Raw genomic sequence first — 20,827 nt, forward strand, 5'->3', positions numbered from 1 at the left:
TGAACGGCACCTATCTTGCCGCCAAGCTCCTCTTGAACGGCACCTATCTTGCCGCCAAGCTCTTCTTGAACGGCACCTATCTTGCCGCCAAGCTCTTCTTGAACGACACCTATCTTGCTACCAAGCTCTTCTTGAACGGCACCTATCTTGCCGCCAAGCTCTTCTTGAACGGCACCTATCTTACCGCCAAGCTCTTCTTGAACAGCACCTATCTTACCGCCAAGCTCTTCTTGAACGGCACCTATCTTGCTACCAAGCTCTTCTTGAACGGCACCTATCTTACCGCCAAGCTCTTCTTGAACGGAACCTATCTTGCCGCCAAGTTCTTTTTGAGCATTAAAAAGCTGTCCGCCAGTAACAGCGAATTTTGAATTCTCTGTAATCTCTTCACCGAATACATTGTTTATTCTTACTGGTTGCACTTCCTCATTGTCCTCTTTCTGTACACCTAAAGTGATCGTACCAGTTTTCACTCCCTGCGCATCGGTATCATATTTAACCACATTATCACTGCTGCTCACCTTGCCACCAAGTCCGTTTTGAACATTAGTATGTGGGGCATTTTTTGAATTCTCGCCAAGCTCAACACCGGCTGCCAACTGGGGAACCACGTTACGTTTATTATCGCCTAAAAGATTCTCAGCCCCAATTCCCACCTCAGCTGAGGCAGCAAAAACAAAAGACGCATTTGAAAACAAAGCAGTTACTGAAATCAATAAAAGTGTTTTAATAAAAGGTAATCTATAAGATGAGCAAGAATTTTTCAAATTACTTACTACTGATGTTCGTGGTATGATATGTATTTTTTTCATAACAAATTCTCCAAGTAAAAACAGAGTAAAAACATTAAAAAGACATATTCTGCTGTTAGAAAGTTTCAGAAGATATTTTTTCTTGTTTTATAAAAATTAAGGTTGTCAGAGTGAAAAAAAGAACTATTTAAATAATATTATTATTTGAAAGATTGATAATCCGGTTCATAAAGCTGTGATTTTAAGTTGTTAGGGGGGATTTTTTTGTGGAAAAGTCTTTGAATTTAAAAATGAGAAAAAGTGAGATACGCATAGAGACATGTTTGTGTGCTATTATTAAATGTTTTGTATTTAAGAGGTAATAAAAGGTGGTTATGCGAAAAAAGAAGAAGACGTTTCCTAAGAGTGTTAGAATCTTTTCTGGAGGGAGAGCGTCCTTTTAGCGTAAAAATAAGCGAAATACTCTTCGAATTTGGAGAGGTGTCTTTTGAAGATTTTTAAGATAGGGTGGTTGTGTGATTCTTTCATATGTCGTGGTCCCCCGCTTTGTAAATACTTTTAATGCCTTTATATATATCTTTTCCTATAGGCTATTAAGAAAAATAGCAAGAAAAAAATGAATGATTTTAATAAATATCTCTATTCTTAAAAATTTATGGATTCATTGTGTGTGCTAATAAGTTTTTGTAGAAGCGTTGATGTGTTATTTGTTTTAGATACCCCTATTTATCAAAGTAAGTCTTACTTAATCAGTTCCACTGCCCGATGATAGAAGAATAAGTAACGTAACAAAATAGAACCCTCTTATTTCTTTAAGAATACCCTTCTAATGAATTGATTCTCTCAATGAAATATATATACTTTTAGAATACATATCTAATCATGTCTTCTACTAATTTATAGAAGAGAATGTATAAAAGAATTATTCTGTATTCGTAAATTTTTTGTTAAAGTGATTCACTTCTCACGAAAATCAGCTAAACTAAACCTGTAACTACAAAATATGCTGTTATGAGAATTTAGGATTATCCACCTCTTGGAATTTCTTTGTAAAATTCCCCCTTCTCTCAATATAAAATTTTCGCTCTTAATCTGATAAAACAAAAATGCATTCTTTTTTATTATTCATTCAACGTTAAATTTACTCCCACGCTTAAACTACAATGGCTTCTTGCACTCAGAACAGAGCGATTCAAAAAAATGAAACCGCCATCTGCACTATTATTCGAGCACCAAAAGAAAATACAAATCGACTACACCAAGAAACAATCTCCCAAATGAAAGCCTTCACTTAAATGCATCGTTATAACAAAAAACTCCGACACTACCAAACCAAAAGTCACTGCTTATCTTGCTTCTGTCCCCCTCAACGACACAATTAATCGATTCTTGCGAAGCCTTTTCAATTTTATCATCAGCTACATTATCTGTTCCTCCTAGAGCACCTTCTTCTCTATAAAATAACGTCACTTTATTCTCAATATTCTTTACCTGATCGATCATCATCTGCTGATTTTCCAAAAATTGACCGCTACTTACAGCATCTTTTGAACCTTTTTCTACTATACTTATCCACATTGATAATCCTTACTTGAAATCCTCCTCCCTATCAGCAACGTGAGAAAAATCGTAACCATTTTTTCCTCGATTCTTATTCAGACCATTCGAAAATACATCTTTTTCAACTTCTTTTATACAATCGTTGATGGTGCTTCCTTGTTATTACCGCATCAAATGCTTCCAATATACTATAACACTCATTTTTATCTCCTGGCGTTCTGCCCCCATTGAATACTTAAAATGCTTACTTGATTCTTTCCTTATAATAACCTGCATCACCACCAAAATATGAGACAAGTATCCACTGAAAAACTACCTAGAATCGCATCCTTGAAATCTTTCGTCAAATTCCTTGCCACCCAAAATGTACTCTTACTGTTTGCCTTGCTAACCTTTTCATGCTAGAAAATAAAAGCTTTTGTGCTTGCATTTCACAATAAAGCATCGCCTTAGAAAATTCCCCGTGATAACCTATGATATTATGGTAATTTTTTCAGTAAAGCCCTTAACAACATGCGTGAAAGAATTACTTACAAGCTCAAATGCTTGAGAAACACTTGTAGATTCTTCTTCGCCTTCTATATCATTTCTTTGAAGGTTTTTTTTACCTTAAATTTCGATCTGGTCCATGTGCCATTTTCATCATAACCAGTACTCCCGCCTATAAAACCCACAATACCTTTCATTCACTGGATCCGTTGATCCTTTTACAATCCTTACCTACATCAATATTCCGAAAAGAGACCGCCTCTGCCATCGAAAACTTCAAACATAACTCGCCTCTTACCTAGATCTATAGGTTTCTGATGTGGATCACTCTCTTCGCTTTATATTAGATCGTAGAAAACAGCCGTAAAATTAACTTTTTAATCTCTTCAGTAACGAGCCAGTTGTTTCCTTATCAAGTTGAGTTTGTTCACAACTTCATGATCATGCATCCTACCGATAAAAATCCGTGTCTCACCCTTCTATTTTTACGATAAAAGCACCACTATTGGCAAAGTTTAGTTCATTGCCTCCTCTATCACTAGCAATCTTAACGCTTTTTAACTCATTATCCCACTTAGATGAGACTACTGACCACTTTCAACTGAAAACATCGGCAACATCACTTCGCTGATATTCGCTGATATCAGCCATAACACCTACAATCTGTCTGATTTTACCATTCGCAATATCACCAATACTAAAATATTGAGACTGAATTTCCATGCATTATCAATGTTCGTTGAATCTTTTCCTAATGCAAACTCCTGCATCTCCTGCTATTTTTGATTCAGTACCGATCACAATATTTCTTTGCCCACTTTCTTCCTCACGCGCGACAATTTAATATTTTGTGATTTGGAATGCCATTTTAAAAATACCATAAGAAGATTTTTTAAGCTCCTTGATGAGGTTTGTATAAAACTTAATAACATACTTTAAAGCTTTTGATACATGCAGAAAATTTCTTCTTCAATCTCATGCTTCTCAGAATGGAAAATTTGAATTTTAAACTTTGGACTATCCCATTAGCCATTCATCAATCTAAGGACTGATTGAAAAGAGAGAAGTTGGGTCTTTAGATCTTAAGGTTAGTGCGTTTTACTTTCTTTATACTTCCTAAGAAGGTAAAATTTCTTTCATAGAGTGATGCATTATTAATTTAAACTTATTGGTTATTCTTTGTAAGAAATGCAACTCAGTTATTACATTGTTTTTATAACCTCATCCAAAAAGTTAAAATAAATTTAAAGATATGTTTTTGTCTTAGCAGAAAGTTTTTAGTAAATTTTTGGCTTTCTCAAGCGTAAAAAGGTATTCAGTTTTTTCTAGCTGGAAAGCCCTATAGTTCTTTTAGATTGAAAAGCTTAAAGCAGAAAATAATGAACTGTATAACGTAATGCTCATTATCTTATTTTGAATAAAAAATTCGCTTTACTGAAAAAAGACAGGTTTTTTCTGTTTTTTAAACCCATATTTATCATTATAGCAATCATCAATTTATATGGCGTATTTTTTACATACGTAAAAACAATCCACCCTTGTCTCATAAGACAAGGGTGAAAAGACTTTTTTATGTATTTTGTTTAGTATCAATTCAATGTCATATTGAATCCCGCACCTATACCCCAGTGCCCCCCAGAAGTCGTTGCGGATATATTAGAACGATATTTTCCATTTTCTGAGGTGTAACCCGCACCAAAGGCAACTGCAGATTGACTACGCCATAAACCAGTACCAAATCCAACGCTTAATTTTCCAGGTGTATCATTGTAGCGCAAGTTAGAGACCGCTAAACCAATAGCTGCTGCTTGTCTTGCCTCTTTTTTCACATTATCAATGCGGTAGTTTAAAACATCAAACTTCATATCTGTATATTGTTTAGCCTGATCAACAGCATCGTCAATCGCGTCAATCACAATATTGTTTACCCGTTGATCCGTATATTGTTTGGATTTATCAAGAATAACCTTCATTTGTTCTTTAGTATAGTCATGGAGTTGACCACCATTTACAGCTTCTTTTGATCCTTTCTCAATTTTACCATCAGCGATATTATCAATCACAACAGGTTCACTCGCATTACCACCCGCTAGTGTGATTTTATTGGTCTTTTTGCCGTTTTCATCTCTGTCATAACGAACTGCATCCTCTTCAATGATATCAACTCTATTATTAATGACGTTAACTTTGCCATCAATATTGTTAACGACATCACCAATATTAGCAATCGTATTTGAAATGTTATCAACTCTGTTGTTAAGATGCTTAACATCTTTTTCAACATCAGCGACACGTTCATTGGTTTCCCAAAGTTGTCCACCATTAATCGCATCTTTCGAACCTTTTTCAACTTTACCATCAGCTACATTGATAATCTTACTCGGCTGACCATCATGATTAGCATCATAAGCTTTTTTATCCTTATTCCACTTTAAAGCATCTGAATCAACCTTGTTGATAACATCATCAATACGGTTATTAATATTTGACATACCGCTATTAATACCACCAAAGGCCTCAGCAACTGTATTATAGTTATTCTCAACAATTTTACCATTCGCATCAACTTGAACAATCTTGAAACTAGGTGCTGTCCATTTACCATTCTCATATTTGGCACCGCCTCCGAAATAACTAGCAAGCTTGTTGCTCATGAGATAAAGCTGGTTACCCGTAATGGCATCTGTTGAATTTTTAGCAATCTCACCATCTAAAAGATATTTCAATTTGCTGTTTGTTTTCTTACCATTTTTTTCATGACGTGCAACGAATGCTTCTTCTTCATCATCCCACAGTAAAGCATCTTTTGAGATCCCCTCAATTTTCTGATTAAACTCATTGGATACATTCGTTAAGCGCTGATTCACATCTTTAACATTCTTATCAAGACCTGTTAAAGCTGAACCAACATCATAAAAATTAGCCTTCCCTACCTCACCATCTACAATAGCGGATAAAGTATATTTCAGCCCTTCAACGGCACCGTTAATAAACTTTGCACCACCACCAAAGTACTTTGCAATACTTTCAGCTATCTTATTAATCTGACTACCATTGATTGCATCGTGAGAATCTTGGGAAAGTTTACCATCTTTGACATTATGAAGAGCAACTGGGCTGTCATTTTTATTGCCTCCTAAAGTCACACTGCCATAATTAACAGAACCATCGCCATTCTTATCGTAGAGAACCGCAGCAGCACTTGCTTTCTCAATATCTTTAGTAATATCCTCTATGCTTTTATCAAGTTGGTCTTTGTTAACAGCTTCATCCCCTTTTTCTGCTGCCTTCAAACCAGAAATCTTGCGTGCTACCTTACCATATCCGGCAATATTGATCTCAGTTCCAGCTGTATCCTTACCAATCGTGATAAGATTTGAGTTTTCATCTTGCTTAACAAGACTATTTTTTATCACATCGGAAATCTTATTATCAATATTTGTGATCGAAGTATTGACACCAGTAAATGCATCAAAAACATTATGATGTGTCTTTCCCTGAATAAAGAAAGAGGGTTCTATACCTTCGAGTACATCCGTACTTCCCCCAAAATATTTCGATGTATTTTGAGCAACTTTTTTGAGATTATCAGTAACAGTTAAAACATTTTTATTCGTAGCAAAAAGTTGTGAACCATTTATGGCGTCCGTTGATGTTTGAGAAAGTTTCCCATCTTTCACACCGGAAAGTGTACGCTCCATAGCATCTTTATTTACAATGCTGATTTCAGTGCCACCTGTCGCCTTACCGATAGTAATGAGACCATCTTCTCTCTCCTGCTTCACAAGGCTATTTTCTGTCACATTGTTAATCTGATTATAGATATCCGTGATAGAATTATCGACATCTTCAAAAGCATTAGCGACATTATGATGCGTTTTTTCAACAATAGTGCCATCCACATTACGCTGAACAACCTTAAAAGTAGGCTTGCTCCATTCTCCATTCTTATAGCTAGCACCACCACCGAAATAATTTGCAACTTGATCACCCATCTTATAAAGTTGAGAACCATTAATTGCATCTGTTGAATCTCCTGAGATATCACCATCTGCAAGGAACTTAATCTTACTATCTGTCTTCTGTCCATTTGGCCCATGAAGTGCGACAAATGCACCTTCATTTTCACTCCACAACAAAGCATCTTGAGAAAACTTATTAAATTTATCATCAAATTTATTGTCTACATATTTTATACGGCTATTGACATTTTTGACATTCACATCCAGACCTTCAAGAGCATCGCCAACATTTTTAAAAATTCTCTGTTCTACTTTACCATCTGTAGAAACTTTAGATAAATTATATCGTGGGCCTGCAAAAGCACCATTCTGAAAATCTGCAGTACCACCAAAGAATTTTGCAATATCTCCAGATATTGTATTAATCTGAGAGCCATTAATTGCATCTGTTGAATCTCCTGAGATATCGCCATCTGCAAGAAACTTAATCTTACTATTTGTTTTTCTTCCATCGTTTTTATGAAGTGCAACAAATGCACCTTCTGTTTTACTCCAAAGCAAGGCATCTTGAGATAATTGATCAAATTTATCATCAAATTTCTTGTCTACATATTGTATATGTTTATTCACATTTCGGACATTCACATCAAGGCCTTCAAGAGCATCGCCAACATTTTTAAAAGTTTTCTGTTCTACTGTACCATCCGTAGAAACTTTAGATAAATTATAGCTTGGTCCTACAAAGACACCGTCCTGAAATGCTGCATCTCCACCAAAGGACTTTGCAATAACTCCAGATATTGTATTAATCTGACTACCATTTACAGCTTCTGTTGAATCTTTTTTGAAACTACCATCCGCAACACCAGAAATAACCCGACTTTCGCCATTCGAATTGGCAACATTGATTTCAGTACCGCCTTTTCCCTTACCAATGGTAATAAGCTTCTTATCCTCATTCCATTTAACAAGGCTATCATTTGTTACGTTGTTAATCTGCGTGTAAATATCCGTGATAGAAGTATCAATAGAAGCAAACGCATCGGTTGCATTGTCATGTTTTTTGTCCTGAACAGTAAAAGTTGGGTTGATACCATTAATCACATCTGTCTCACCACCAAAATATTTTGATATATTATCAGCATAACTGAAAAGCTGATGGCCATTGATTGCTTCTGTTGAATCATGGCTAATTTTTCCATCTCTAACGCCAGAAATAATTCGATTTTCATCATCACTATTTGCAACATTGATTTCGATACCATCTTTTTGTGCACCAATAGTGATAAGCTTTCTGTCTTCTTCCCATTTAACAAGACTATTATCTGCTACTTCTTTTATTTTCTCTTCTACTGTCTTTAACTGTGAAACATTAACAGCATCATTTTCATTAGTACCTTTTTGTACTCCTGTAATTTTTGTATTGGCAGCATAGATACCACCCTTGGTCATATTTGGACCTTCCTTGATCATAAATCCAGCATTACTCATACTGCTAAGCCCCGTTTCTACACGACCAACTTTAATATATTCATTTAAATCAAAGGATACTTTATTTCCCTCGCTTTTGACAATTTTAATATTTGTGTTCTCACTCTCATTACCTGCATTGTCTGAATGCTTAACTGCAACAAAATCGACTGTACTCCCAGCTGGAACATCTGTAGCATTTTTCCCATCAACAGAAAGCTTCCAACTTTTTTCTGCAAGCTGTCTTACATCTTTCAGCTGTTTATAACTTACTGCATCGGTATCTTCAGTCCCCTCTGATACATTTGTAATCTTTTTATCACCAGCATCAATACCTTCCACAGTTATGCTTGGTCCTTCATCAATAAACTCAAACCCGTTATCACTCATAATGCTGTTGCCTGTCGTGACACTCATCAATTCAAGATTATCATTCAAAGAAAATGTGACTTGATTCTTGTCGTTATTATTGTCTTTTTTAATTTTGATATTCTTATTACCCTTATCATTCGTAGCCGCAACAAAATCTACTGTACTACCAGCTGTAACATTTGTAGCATTGTTACCATCAACAGAAAGTTTCCAACCATTTTCTGCAAGTGCTTGTACCTCTTGCAGCTGTGAAACATTTACAGCATCCGTACCCCTTTCTCCCTTAGCCACTCCTGTAATTTTTTTATCGCCAGCATTAATACCTTCCACAGTCATACTTGGTCCATTACCATCAATAAACGAAAAGCCATCGCTGCTCATTATGCTGTTGCCTGTAGTAACACTTATTAGCGTAAGCTGATCCTTTAAAGAAAATTTGACTTTATTGTCGCTATCTTTTTCAATTATGATATTTTTACCGCCACCCCTAGTATCACCAGCAATAAAATCTACTGTACTACCAGCATTAACATCTGTAGCATTGTTACCATCAACAGAAAGCTTCCAACTTTTTTCGGCAAGCTGTATTATATCTTTCAGCTGTTTATAACTTACTGCATCGGTATCTTCAGTCCCCTCTGCTACATTTGTAATCTTTTGATTGGCAACATCAATACCTTCCACAGTCATACTTGGACCATTATCATTAATAAAAAAGCCATCCACAGTCATGCGTGAACCATCTTGACCATTAACAAAAAAGCCGTCATCGCTCATCTTGCTTTGACCTGTGGTGACTTGTGTCAACTGAAGAGTATCACTCAAAATAAATTGGATTTTATGCTTAGTGTTTTCATTGCTTTTTTCAATTTTTAAGTTGTCCTTTCCTACTCCACCATTATTCGTATTCACTGAAAAATCTACTGTGCTGCCTGGATCCACGTCTGCAGGATCTGTATCATTAACAGAAAGTTTCCAAGCCCCTCCTCCTGCTATGACATTTCTCAAAGCTTTCAACTGTGCAACATTAACTGCATCGGTATCTTCAAAACCAGCCGCTACCCCTGTAATCTGCCGTGTTAGCGTCCCATTACCACTACCACCAACTTCACCAACACTAAAAGCACCTGTGGTGCTTTTCCATGCTATATTGGTGTTTGTCGATGCAGAATTCAAGTAAGGATCATAACCAGCAACACCCTTGTCTCTATCAGAAATAGACCCCCCGCCTACAGCAACACCATCCTTAGAAAATACTTGTGCATTCACACCAATGGCAACAGAATCATCCGTTTCAGCATAAGCAAATGTACCTATAGCAATCGAATTTTCACCTTTTGCTTCTAATCTTCTTGTAGGATCATTTTCTTCAGTTCTGTCAGAGCGCCTACCCCCTATTGCAATAGAACCTGAACCTAAAGCGTTAGCATCTGTACCTATAGCAACCGTATAATTCTTTTCTGCCTTCACCTTTGTACCTAAAGCAATGCTATTTGTGCCTAATGCATTTGCAAGCCCTCCAATAGCAACTGAAGATTTCCCCACCGCTTCTGATCCCACGCCCATAGCAACACTTGCTATACCTCCTGCAAGTGCAGAAACACCAAAAGCTTGTGCTCCACCAGCCTTTGTGGTTGCACCAGCACCGAATGCTGTTGAATAATTCCCCGTTGCTGCTGCTCCACAACCCGTTACAAAAGAATAAATACCAAAAGCTTCAGGCATAGCGTTAACGATACCAAAAGTCGGTGTCCCCATATAAGCACCATTATTAGTCGTAACTCCATCACCCTGCCAAGTAACCTTTTCAGTGGTCGTACCATAAGGACTACGACTTCCAAAAACTTTCTCACCAACAAATCTCTCATATTGCTCCTCTGCAGTTATTTTATTATTAATGTTCTCCTGTTGCTTGCCACCACGACCAACAACGTTGTCTGCACCACAGTGATCATCATCACCAGCGAAAACAATACTGCCATGACTACCCCGTGCATATACAACGCCAGTAAGACTTGTACTTTGATTAGCCGCTCCTACTATCGCAAGATTTGCCGCAAAAACAGGAGAAACACTCGATAAAAGTGTAGCCATTGCTGTGCTGAGCGAAACAGCTTTAATTAAATTTGGTGTGGAATATTTTTTTTTCATAAGAATCTCCTCCAACAGAGTTCAACATCATCACAACGCGCAAAAACACACATGGCAAAACCCTTGAGTTCGCGCATTTCAAAAACCAATAAATCAAGACAAAACCCTCCCCTCCCGATACCGCTACTTATTGCGGTATCGCTCTAAAATCTTCGCAACAACATCGAATCTAGAAAAGTCCCCAACCCTTTTAGCTAGAGGGATTCAAGCTAAAAAATAAATAAAAACACAAAGTTTTGAAAATATACCATTATCTCCATTCAAAAATACTGCGATTTATCTCTTAACAAAATACTTTCACTAAAGAGCAATTTTACTTTTCAAATAAAGCGCATCAGAAGAATGGCAAGAGTGTAAAAATAATTTTTTATAAAGTTGTAAAAATACTTCTCAATAAAATAGCTGTTCTTATAAAAACAAATTTATAATTTTTATAACTTAATGTAATAGATAATAATTATCATGATAACCTTACTTTTTGTTATGCGATAACCTTCTCTCGTAAGATGTGCATCTTTGGAAAACATATTTCCTAATATTAATATAATGAGGTGCGTTCTGTAAAAAGCTCCAACGTGCTCATTGCAACGTCTTCATAAAAAGATAAAAGCGCGCTATAAGAAGTCTTTCGTTCTTTTTTCTATTATATGGCTATTATTCTATAAGAACCAAATATAGCTTCGACGCCATAATAAGATTACGGCCGTATTATCATTTTACTATTATATAAGTTTTTTTAATATCACAAACTGAAAAGAAGCTATTTTCTAAACTCTTTCCCCTCATATAATCCACTGTATTTTCACTGTTGCCCTTATCTTTTACTTCAATCAACACATATTTCAGAATGATATTAGTTTTTTTTTGAACAAATTTTATTTGTATTATCAACCGTAATTCTTTTTATAAACTGTTTTATCTATATCAGATTAATATATTGATTTACAATTTTTCATGATAAAAAAAGTTCCACTTTTTAAAAGGGCTATTCGTTCGTATCTTGTGAAATTATTGGAGGTGTTTTTCACATTCAATTTTACGCTTTAAATGAAGTTTTAAAAGTAGAAAGTAGATTCGACTTCTTCCATATTGTTGAGATTTTGAATAAACTTTTACAATTTTCCGTAAAGCTCTGCCGCAAATTCTACTACATATTCAGAAAGCATATCTATTTTTGCATCACGATAATTCATATAAACTAAATGTCCAAGCTTTTTCATCAACCCAACAGGGATCGCTTGCAATTTTAAACTAGCTACTTTCGCCTTTGCCATATCCGAAAACATCTCATTACCCGTTACAAGCCAGGTTAAATTGACTTTTAATTTATGCGATAGAACAACCAAAAATTCTGCATTAGGAAAAATCGTACCTCTTTCAGCGTGATCATAAATAGCTTTATTAATACCTAAATGAACCGCTATTAGATACCTACTAAGCAGCAAACTTGCTCGTATCAAATATAAACGTTTCGCCAGTGCTGTTTTGGACTCAATTTCTTTTTTTGCCAAATGACACAATAATGCGTTGAATCAATGCAATATTTGCATTACACTTCTTGTTAATGTCTCTTATGTTGGGCAAAGATTTACCTACGTAACCCCACAAAAATGGGGAGTGGAGCATTCGTTTAAACAGGAGCGAAAATGATTGATAATCACACAAAGAAAGTAACCACCATAGTATTTTGTTAAGCTACCCCATTCTCATACAATCTAAGCAAAACGCGTAAAAGTTTACCAAATATCGATCTCTAGTATTAAAAATATTTGGATATTCTATCACAGGAGAACACACCTGCCATTGCCAATTGTATGATCGTCGAGCCAACTTTTAGCAACGGTTCTTTCAAAAAACACAGTCATATGTTTCAGAGCAGTAAAAGCCCTATACGGATCTCTTCATTGCATGCCGCGCAATATACCACTGACATCTTATTACAAAAATATGCAAATACATTTCCCATAGTTTTTTTATAAGATAAAAGAGTTATTTAAAAGAGTTATTAATGTCTAAAAATCAATATCAAATAAGTAAAATAATTGCTATTCTATAAAAAATGAGATCATCATTCGTTATTAAAAAGCTCGATGCTTATAAACCATGTTTACTTATTGTAGATGTTAATAGCATTGAGTTAGTTGTGATTGGCAATAGAGATTTCAGGAGAGTTGGTCTATCGTCAAAATATTTCTTCCATGCGCAAATTAAAAGTCATTTGGCAATGTATCTTAAATGCGATAAGTTCAATATAGTGAACATATTGCTATACATATCATTGGGAACTTTAAAAGCTTAGAGTAATAAAGTTTCCAACAAACATTGATTTAAAAGCATGTATTTTACAAAAAATTGACAAAACCATAAGGTTCGTATACATGGCAATTCTAGGTGACGATAGTGGAGTGATACCTAAACATACCAAAGCTGCACAAGAAACCGCAACATGGAGGAATTAAGCGTGACCTCTTTATGCGATAAAGAATTATCTGATACACTGGTTGGTCTGTATGACAATTATCAACGTGGTTTCGATATTGGAGAAGAGCTTAAATTGTGCGTGGATTTAGCTTTATCTCTTGAATTAGAACTCAGTATTCACCGTTTAAGTGAAACAGATGCTATTTTGAAAAAAGAGATTGTGCAAACCTTGAATCGTCGTAGAAATACGCATTTCAATGAGGATGAAATTGATACAATTTTTTCTGTGGATTTTGAAAAACAAAAATAACGCAATATTCTCCTCGTAATATTATACTCTCTTCTCCTGTAACAAGAAATTACCTAATTGTTTTTCTTTCAGCTATACTGAAAACAAAAAAACTTCTAAGAATCCTGAAAACTTTGCGTCTTTATCTCCTTACAAAAACGAGATGAATTAAAATACATCAACCTTTTTGGGTCACCATTAAAAAATAAAGAATATTTTATAGCATACATAAATTTATGCTTTATTCCTTAAAATCATCAATTTTCACATGTGCTCACATACCCTTTAACAACAAAATATAAGATATTCCGCAGCGTAAACATTTGTGAAATAGCGTATATTTAACACACAAATGTAACTTATTGTTTTTCATGTTTATAAAACAATACAATGAATATTCCAACAAGCGCAACAATACTTTGAAGAAAATATATCGATTGAGGCGATATGATGCTGCTACTGCTTGCCATAATAAGATAAACTCCAAGGATAAAACATCCAGAGATACCATTAAAATTTGCCTGTAGTCTCCCTTGGTATTCAGGATCACAAGAGAGTTGTGATAAAGAAATTGAAAGAGCCCAACTCGAAAGTCCAAATCCAATCATAAAGTAAACAGGAAAAACAATAACAGTGTGTGTATTAATAGACAAAATAGCGAGGCCAATAGCCATAACAGCTAATAAAATGGCTAATATTTTCCTTATAGATAAAACTTTACAAAAAAGTGGCAAAAAAAACGCACCAGTCAATACACCCAGGGAATAAAACGCCTCAAATATTGCAAAAGTCCTGCTATTCGCATTTAAGACCTCTTGTGTATAAGGAACGAGAATAACAGGGATGGTCATTAAAAGCATCATAATAATCATCTGGCTTATATAAGGCATAAAAAGAGCTGGATTCTGCTTAAAATAACGAAGGGATACTCTATAATTTTCCCACCAGTTTTGCTCGGTTTGTCTTTTAGATCTTTGGTTTTTAGGTACCTTCATTGCAACGTTAAACAAACCAGCAATAATAAAAAATATGCCGCCTATAAGAAGTGTTCCTTTTGTTCCTAAACAGGCTAGTATAACCCCACTAAGCCCCATACCTATGATAGTGCCAAATTCATAGACCATATCGATTGTTGCATTTGCATTAATGAGTTGTTTTTGGGGAACGATACTCTGAATTAAAGGAATAGCTGACGGCATATAAAAAGAAATAAAAACACCCAACAGTGTAGATAAGATCATCAAATCAATTTCTATGCCCAATTGCCAAAGTATTACCCAAGCAACGAGCACCAAACCTCTAACAAAATTTGAAATGATAATCAGTATTTTACGATTGTATTTATCCGCCAATACCCCCCAAAAAGGTGCAAAAAGAATGCTCGGTATCCAGAGAAAAAACATTAGAAGCGCTACACCACGAATTGAACTCGTCTGATTGTAAGCAAGCCATGATAATGCAATATAATTTAGTCCATTTCCAAATGTGGCAAACAAACCGCTCAACGTAAAATAGAAAAAAGTTCTATTCTCGAATAAAGCAGCGCGTTCTTTCAAATTTGCAGCGAACATCAATTATTCCCTCATACACACATCATTTAATATGCACTATAATCACATTCAAAAAATATATTTTTTACAGCTTTTATTTTAATTTACTAAATTTAAAGAAAAAAATTCCTCATTTTGTTAGAACGTAATTAATTTTTTATGAAAAATAGTACCTTAGATATAATGTAGAGTAATCTTAAAATACTGAAGATTCATAAACATTTTCACTCTCATTGAGAGTTTATATTTATGGACATAATACAGTAGCACTAAAATCAATTGTTTTGGCTGTAACAGCTACAAAGTGGATAAGCTATCTCATCTTTACAGTAAAGTATTTGAGATTGATAGTTGCAACTAATAGATTATAAATTTTATGCTAACGAAAAGCATTAAAATAATAATATCACCAGAAATTAAACAGATTTTTATAAGAGATACTGTATGGAATCTTTGACTGATTGATCCCAAAATAATTCACTTTCAAAATGCATCATTTGATGTGGAGGAGAATGTAAATATCAACCCTATAGAAGATGGCAAAAAGTTGTCTCCACTCCATTTTCCTTCGGAATTTATACTTGACCATAATAAACGACGAGAACTTTCTTATACATCGTAATTGTGAGGTGGATAACACCATATGGTATCTATTTAGAAAAATTATACATGGGGAGACCTGTATAAAAACAATTAGTGTTTCGATTTTATAGGCTTGTTGTCCTGCCATCTTTCTAAATACGGTGTTATTTTTAAGTGACCTTTGGAACGCTGATTGCATAATATCTTTATCGTTTTTTTAGGCATCACCATAACTTTGGAACCACATATACTCTCTCTCTTGAAAAAATTGGCCTGGTACGTATCAAAGACTCGCTGCGATTGGTAAATCTATACAAAAGGCGCATTATCATCGACAATCTTCTTTTTATTAATTGCTCTTTTTCATCATATTAACTCCTCCTTTGGTTTTATTGCTGTTTCTATATCTATCGGTCATCTTTCTTTAATCACCTTAAGTACGCTGAAAACTTATAAGACTAAATTAGCACTTTATGGCTATATTAATGCCCCAAAGGTTCCCACATCATGCAACAGTGGTGCAGAAGATTTGCGCCTTTTGGAGAGCAGCACTGAGTGGTTATCTCTTAGAATAACTAGCATACGGGAGAGATAACAACTGAGATAGATTATAATGGTTTGATTGCATCTATTTGTGCGTTTAATATTATCATTGAGCCTTGTAGCCAGAAATGTCATATTTCGCGATGAATATAATCCTGCTAAGCACTACGAGTGATTCATCCTCTACTACTAATAAAGAGCCAATGCTCATGCCACAGGCGGATAAGCTTTCTCTAGAACTTAAACCTTTATGCATAGGTATAGGCCTTATTGACTTTCACATTTGCAACTATAATACACTGACAACTAATCTTTTTTAGAGTGTGAAAATTTTGGCTCTGAATATTATAGTCTGTGCAACGCGGTTGCGGTGGTGGGTGTTTCTTTAGCTGCTTTCTCAAAATCCCTCGCTCTGAATTTATCTTCCCACAACCCTTATGCTAGTGTGGATGATCTTATTTTAGCACCACACAATCACCTTATTTGGCTGTGGTGCTTTGCTTTTTTATCAGTTTTTCGATAAATACCATGTGAATTAATACCCGTAAACATATGATTGAAGCTACCAAAATGGAGGCTCAAGCAGTGTTTGTGGGAAGCTATAGTGGCATGCTTTATACTCTCTCCCAATCGACCGATTATGTTATGCTTGATCTTCTGACAAGCGCCTTATAGGACCACAGGCAACAATTTATCTGCTCTCTCTTATAAGATTGATAATCTTTATTTATGTTCTTTTTCTTTCCTCATAGCTAGCAAAGCATAAGAAAAATCCATCCTTATTGTTGATCATTTCTCTACAAGTGCCTTATATCCTGCTTTGCAAAAATTGGACTTTAACTGTTACTATTGTCTCTCAACCAGCTTTTTCTTCACACCTTATACTTGCTTATCAGATATGGCAGAAGCGAATCTTCATAGCGTAGATGAGATAAAGAAATGCTTTCCGACCAATACCATACAAGCCGTGATAACAGGATCTGAAGGCAGTATTCATTGTGCAGAGCAATTGGCTGCTTATTATGATTACCCTGCAAATACCCCCTTGATAACCGATTGACGATAAGAAAAGGCAGCAACCCAAAAGCGCCTTTGTGAAAAGGCTTTATCTTACATACAATCGAAAATTCTTATAAAAAGCGATTTTGTGATCTCGATGATTTTGAAAGCCTCAGCGACTATGTAGTAAAGTCGAATGATTCTGCAGACCATGATGACGTTTTGTTTTTTTCCAGCCTTGAGGAAATGATAACGTGTACTTCTGAAATCGACTAGAAAAAAATATTTTTGACGCAACATCATGAGGCCTATAGGATCCAAGAAAAATTGATTGGTGCAGAATATATGCTGCTTTAAATGGAGAGGCTATCAACAGATGTGCTTGATGCTCAAGATTTCTTTTATGCCACTCTTATCTCTTATTATAAAACATACGTTCTCGTGATAGGCATTTCGCCAAAAAGAGAATTACATCCGCCTTATTCGCTCGTTGCTATGAAGATGATTTACTTGAAAGCTCCGTTAATTTTATTATGGGAGTGTTTTCGGAAGCACCAAATCGCTTTAAGAAAAAGAAGCGTATTATCTTTTTTATCAATGAAACCAAAAATCGTATCATAAAAAATGTTAACCTATGATATAAAAAGTAATTTCCTATTATTTGTCTCAATGTATATGCGCAACATTGCCAAGTATAAAATTCATGCTGATGGATGGCTTGCAAAAAATAAATATCTACAACATATTTGAACTTAGATTTTATATTCAGTAACGATTCATATTCAACAATGGAGAAAATAACAACATGGCTTGTGTGTTCTGTTTGAGAATGAGGAAAATTACATAATTCTGTTTTTTATGATTTTGATTGGAAGTTTGACAAGTTTTTGGGCTAGTGACGCATTAACTATCAGCGTTTCTTCGTTACAATTACAAAATATAACGGGAAAAGCTTCTGCTACTTTAAATGTAGTTAAGTTAAGTGTAATTGCGATTGTAGACTGATATTACTTGGAAAGTATATTGGCACGTTATCAAGCGCTTTATAATTGGGTTTTATAGTCAAATTATTTGCGCTGGTTTATTATTTTTTATTCTTTATGAATAATCCAGTACTTACTTTATTTGTATTTTTTACTTTCTCTTATTGAAAAAAAATGATAATATTCCTTGAAGCAACTTATTTCAGTTCCTTTAAAAGCCGATATTTTTGCATTTTATACTAGTTTCTATCAGTTTTTTTTATTATTTTTTTTCCATTTATTTATATCTTATATATCGTATAATTATGCGTTTTGGATAAAAATAGCTGCAGCTTTTGTTGTATTTATTTATCTTTATAAATGCCAGTTTATGGTTTAATATAAAATCTATACAACAAATAAATAGAACTCAAAAGCCATTGAAAAAGCTAGGCCTCAAAGCTTATGTAATTGATTTTAGGTACCTTTGGAGAATTTCTGCTTTGCGTTCTTTTACGATTAATTGTATTTTGAACTATCTCCTCTATACAGGATTTATTGTTCTATTGCCACTTGTTTTTGCTTCCATAACATCAGATAATATAAAAATTTATAGCTATTAAAATCTTATTTGTACTTTATTAACAATGGGCTTTGTAGCCAATAATCTTGTCTCATTCTATTATTTACAGAAATTTTTGTCTTTAATTCACTTTTTGTATGGCAAATATCGGCTTTTACAATGATCGCAATCTCTTTTGTTTTATATTTAAATTTTACCTAACACACTCTCTATATAATGTTTTTTATTAGACATTGGGAAATTTTATTTTAGGGTATCGGGAATAACGGTTGGTCAAGCTATCATACCTAGCAAAAATTTAGCTAAGGTGATTTTGGTAGGCAATACCAGTGTGCGCATTATAACAGCTTTATTTTTCATTGTACTTTATATATGCAGATATATACACGAACTTTTTCATTTTCTATATTACACATCCTATATACACTTGTAAGCTTTTGCGCGCCTTTATTTGTTTTATACAAGCCATCTATTGATGTAAAAAGCTCAGAAACAAAAGAAAGCAATGCATGAATGATATTCAATTATTACACCAGCCTTTTTCTAATCATGATAATAGATAAATACTCATGACATTAATTTATATGAGCATATTACGTTAGAAAAACTGAAGTGTTTATTACCTATGATGTGAATAAAATGAATTTAGCACGTTAATTTTAAAAATTGCAAATAGCACTATAATCACTATTGCTTTTAAAATTCTATCAAAGATTGATGATAATGGTAAATATCACTTCCTCGATATCAATTGCTATAAAATGCAAACAATTTAAATTTGAGTTTACAGGAAGAAAAAATGCTATTGGTATTCTGCAAAAATGTCTAAAAACGTCAATACATTGATTTATAATGATAATTTACTTTTTGCATATTGAATGAGAGTTCCGAATATAGTGAGATTTTCTTATTCTAAACCCTCTCAGATTGGATCAATTCATATCACTTATTTGCACGTCAAAAGCGGGGCTGGCATGTGGGTAGAAACTATAGAAGAAAGGACTAAAAATGGCTCTTATGAACCGTCTTAATGCAAGGGCTGTCGCAACATTGGGGGCTGGCAAATATAATGATAGTGCTGTATTACAACTCAAACTGGAATACTGAAAGATAAAAAATAAGCAATTAAAAAAATAATTCTGTGGATAGTCTTAGAAGCACTGGCTAAGACCCATGATCTCTATGGAAAAATACGATTTTAGAAACAAAAACCGACTAGAAAGCTCAAGCAAACTTTCAATTTTCTTGTCTTAAATAAAATATTATCCCCCTCTTTATTCCACGCAATTACACAACCCGTTCGTTGATAATGCTATATATAGACAGTACGGGCTGGTTTGTTCATAAGCGATTAATTTTTCTTAACTAAAGTTATGTACTTCCATTTTCCCAAGCACGGATCTTTTCAGGAAAGAAATAATAAAGAGTTTTTATAGAGATCCAAACAACGGAAAATATTTAAAAAACTCCGTACACGCAAAAATTTAAAGGTTATGCGATAAAATTTATATGAAAGTTTATTGAATCATTAATGGCGGGGTATTGACCCCCTTTGGGTTCGAATCCTGCCTTGCCTTCATTGGAAACGGATAATCGCCGCAAAATATACGGTGATTAAGCCAATTATTCACTGCAACGTGCTGTAGCTGTTGCTGTCTTAATAATCGGAGCAACAGAATCTTTAGATATATTTCTGTCAGAGCAATATTTAGAATTAAGCCATTCAAGCAAAGGCTTTTGTCCCTTGCTTGAATTACATCCACAACAACAAAGCGCTATATTTTCCCGTGTGATTATGGATACGTCATTAATGATATGCTCCCAACTTGCCGCCGTTTTTCTGGAAACGTTTACTGGCGTAAATTCTGACCTGCAATAGACGCAAACCTTATCACGATCCCGCACTTCTTTTTCCAACCAATCAGGAATGTTCCAGTTATTAGCCAAGGTTACTTTTCCTCGGAATTTGTTGCGTATCTCCAAAGGTTGCATACTCATCCAGCCAACAGAATGTGTTGACCAGTTTCATCTGCTCTACAGTGTCGCATGGCATTAGCAACACATTGATTTATATATATAATTCACTGTTTTGCATATTGAATTAAAGCCCCGAATATAGTAAGATTTTCTTATTCTAAACCC

General features: G+C 34.7%; 8 protein-coding genes and 1 pseudogene. 2 read left to right on the plus strand and 7 right to left on the minus strand.

What is annotated here, in order from left to right:
* The 5 genes and pseudogenes from MCY_RS09690 to MCY_RS07295 form a co-directional block, all read right to left on the minus strand.
* Positions 1-812, minus strand: a pseudogene (locus MCY_RS09690) (hypothetical protein); the annotation flags it as partial.
* A 1,227-nt stretch (positions 813-2,039) separates the two neighbouring features.
* A complete protein-coding gene (locus MCY_RS07280) occupies positions 2,040-2,330 on the minus strand; it encodes a hypothetical protein (RefSeq protein WP_007347727.1) in 291 nt (96 codons plus the stop codon).
* 1,068 nt (positions 2,331-3,398) lie between these two features.
* Positions 3,399-3,524, minus strand: a complete 126-nt coding sequence (locus MCY_RS10200; RefSeq protein WP_019224585.1) for a hypothetical protein — start codon at positions 3,522-3,524, stop codon at positions 3,399-3,401.
* An 866-nt stretch (positions 3,525-4,390) separates the two neighbouring features.
* A complete protein-coding gene (locus tag MCY_RS07285) occupies positions 4,391-10,756 on the minus strand; it encodes a Vomp family autotransporter (protein WP_007347728.1) in 6,366 nt (2,121 codons plus the stop codon).
* Positions 10,757-11,868: 1,112 nt separating this feature from the next.
* The gene (locus MCY_RS07295) at positions 11,869-12,267 is read right to left on the minus strand and encodes a helix-turn-helix domain-containing protein (protein WP_007347729.1); all 399 of its coding nucleotides are present in this window, start codon (positions 12,265-12,267) and stop codon (positions 11,869-11,871) included.
* 950 nt (positions 12,268-13,217) lie between these two features.
* Between MCY_RS07295 and MCY_RS07300 the strand changes: the two genes are divergently transcribed.
* The gene (locus MCY_RS07300; RefSeq protein WP_007347730.1) at positions 13,218-13,487 is read left to right on the plus strand and encodes a hypothetical protein; all 270 of its coding nucleotides are present in this window, start codon (positions 13,218-13,220) and stop codon (positions 13,485-13,487) included.
* Positions 13,488-13,825: 338 nt separating this feature from the next.
* On the opposite strand, the gene MCY_RS07305 is transcribed toward MCY_RS07300, so the two are convergent.
* Positions 13,826-15,037: an MFS transporter gene (locus tag MCY_RS07305; RefSeq protein ID WP_007347731.1), complete on the minus strand. Its 1,212-nt coding sequence runs from the start codon at positions 15,035-15,037 to the stop codon at positions 13,826-13,828.
* A 2,002-nt stretch (positions 15,038-17,039) separates the two neighbouring features.
* On the opposite strand from MCY_RS07305, the gene MCY_RS09485 reads away from it, so the two are divergent.
* Entirely contained in the window at positions 17,040-17,201 is a 162-nt protein-coding gene (locus tag MCY_RS09485) for a hypothetical protein (protein WP_155887044.1), read from the plus strand.
* Positions 17,202-20,308: 3,107 nt separating this feature from the next.
* Here MCY_RS09485 and MCY_RS07325 read toward each other — a convergent pair.
* The gene (locus MCY_RS07325; RefSeq protein ID WP_019224580.1) at positions 20,309-20,632 is read right to left on the minus strand and encodes a hypothetical protein; all 324 of its coding nucleotides are present in this window, start codon (positions 20,630-20,632) and stop codon (positions 20,309-20,311) included.
* Positions 20,633-20,827 lie beyond the last annotated feature (195 nt).

Origin of the sequence: Bartonella rattimassiliensis 15908 (assembly GCF_000278215.1) — a bacterium.
Lineage (GTDB): Bacteria > Pseudomonadota > Alphaproteobacteria > Rhizobiales > Rhizobiaceae > Bartonella > Bartonella rattimassiliensis.

Bases quoted from the DNA above. Each gene is read 5' to 3' on its own strand.
- MCY_RS07280 (WP_007347727.1), bottom strand. From the start codon at position 2,330: ATGTGGATAAGTATAGTAGAAAAAGGTTCAAAAGATGCTGTAAGTAGC.
- MCY_RS10200 (WP_019224585.1), bottom strand. From the start codon at position 3,524: ATGGAAATTCAGTCTCAATATTTTAGTATTGGTGATATTGCGAATGGT.
- MCY_RS07285 (WP_007347728.1), bottom strand. From the start codon at position 10,756: ATGAAAAAAAAATATTCCACACCAAATTTAATTAAAGCTGTTTCGCTC.
- MCY_RS07305 (WP_007347731.1), bottom strand. From the start codon at position 15,037: ATGTTCGCTGCAAATTTGAAAGAACGCGCTGCTTTATTCGAGAATAGA.
- MCY_RS09485 (WP_155887044.1), top strand. From the start codon at position 17,040: ATGGCAGAAGCGAATCTTCATAGCGTAGATGAGATAAAGAAATGCTTT.